The 1,441-nt window shown below is 43.9% G+C and carries 1 protein-coding gene and 1 pseudogene; one reads left to right on the top strand and one right to left on the bottom strand.

Going from position 1 to position 1,441, the window contains the following annotated elements:
- Window positions 1-381 precede the first annotated feature (381 nt).
- Window positions 382-957: a dihydrofolate reductase family protein gene (locus QJQ48_RS28150; RefSeq protein WP_346294490.1), complete on the top strand. Its 576-nt coding sequence runs from the start codon at window positions 382-384 to the stop codon at window positions 955-957.
- A gap of 280 nt (window positions 958-1,237) precedes the next feature.
- On the opposite strand, the pseudogene QJQ48_RS28145 reads toward QJQ48_RS28150, so the two are convergent.
- Window positions 1,238-1,441, bottom strand: a pseudogene (locus tag QJQ48_RS28145) (ISL3 family transposase); the annotation flags it as partial.

The raw sequence follows: 1,441 nt of genomic DNA, 5'->3' as shown, positions 1-1,441 counted from the left end.
GTTTCTGGTCACGGTTGAAGTGAATTTGGTCAATCATCACCTTTGTACCTTACTGTCCACCTAAGCCAGCGGTGCCGTGAGTAAATCAGGCTCAAGCTCGAACAATCTAGCTACAGTATCAATCTAGGCAACGAATATGAGGAATCTGTGACGGTAACCCCCTGCGACCTCAATGTCAGAACTGATAGCGGCGTCAACATGGTGATGAGTTTTTTTCAAATTATCTATTAGACCTTATCGGTAATAAAGGGGGGTGAAATGGCCTCAAATGCTTGTCTAGAAAAGACTTCAGCCTGTTTTTGCCCAATCCTTAAAAGCCTTGTATAGCAAGGAGTCCATTATTTCCAATTAAGTCTATTGTCCAATCACTGGGAAGAGAAAATGCGAATACTGACATATTTTGTAGCTTGCAGCGTTGATGGGTTTATCGCGCATGCTGATGGTTCACATGACGGCTTTTCCCAAGACAGCGACTATTTCGCAGATATATTTGCCTCTTTTCCTGAGACAGTTCCTTCTCATCTGCGTGACTTAATGGGTATTCATGCCAAAAATAAATGGTTTGATACTGTGCTTATGGGTCGAAAAACTTATGAGATAGGCTTGAAAGATGGTGTGACGAGCCCTTACTCGCATATGAAACAGTATCTCTTTTCGCGTAGTATGCAACAAAGTCCAGATGAAAATATTGAGCTTGTTTCAGATAGTGCCATCGAGTTTGTTAAAGGTCTAAAGAGTGAGGCAGGTAAGCAGATCTGGCTTTGTGGTGGAGGGAATTTAGCCACTTCACTTTTCACCAATCACTTAATCGATCAACTTATTCTCAAGGTCAATCCCTTTTTGATGGGGTCGGGGATTCCACTTTTTTCTCAAGCGATTCCGCAAACGGCTTTAGAGCTGACTAATTGCAAGATTTACAACAATGGAGTGTTATTGCTTTATTACAGGGTGAAGTAATCTGTGCTCACAACGAATTTGGCAACTGTAACTGATGTGTAGGAGTAGGATGGGCAAAGAATGCATAAGGTACTCACAGTGTCCCCAGTGCGGTAAGTTCGGCTTTTTAGGGATTTTCTTCTCACCTGAGACGATCGCCCCATAGCAGATTCAATTCAGGAGCGATCACAGCTTTTGCTGGCCTATCTAGCGCTCCACTGTGGAATGTCAATTACTTTTGGCTCTTACGAGTTTCTGGTGAAGCCGTGAAAATGATTACTGCAAGGCGCTAAGCTCACTGTCATGCAGCCATAATAAGCTGCTTGGCCAGTAATCCTAAGCCAGCCCTGCCGTATATCTGTCGCTTCAACATCTTCAACTTGTTGTTCCAACCTTCGACAGGACTGTTGCTAAAGTCTATTATCAGGCTAGCTTTGACGGCAGCGTAGTCACTGAATAACCTACGTTCCGCAGGCTGACAGGTAATAAGAAGCATGGGGTGGCG

Origin of the sequence: Sphaerothrix gracilis Ecp01 (assembly GCF_030405905.1) — a bacterium.
Taxonomy (GTDB): domain Bacteria; phylum Cyanobacteriota; class Cyanobacteriia; order Phormidesmidales; family Phormidesmidaceae; genus Sphaerothrix; species Sphaerothrix gracilis.
The sequence above is the reverse complement of the archived record's forward strand: the minus strand, read 5'-3'. Positions and strand labels throughout refer to the sequence as shown.

Coding starts and splice junctions, on each gene's coding strand:
- QJQ48_RS28150 (WP_346294490.1), top strand. CDS start 382: ATGCGAATACTGACATATTTTGTAGCTTGCAGCGTTGATGGGTTTATC.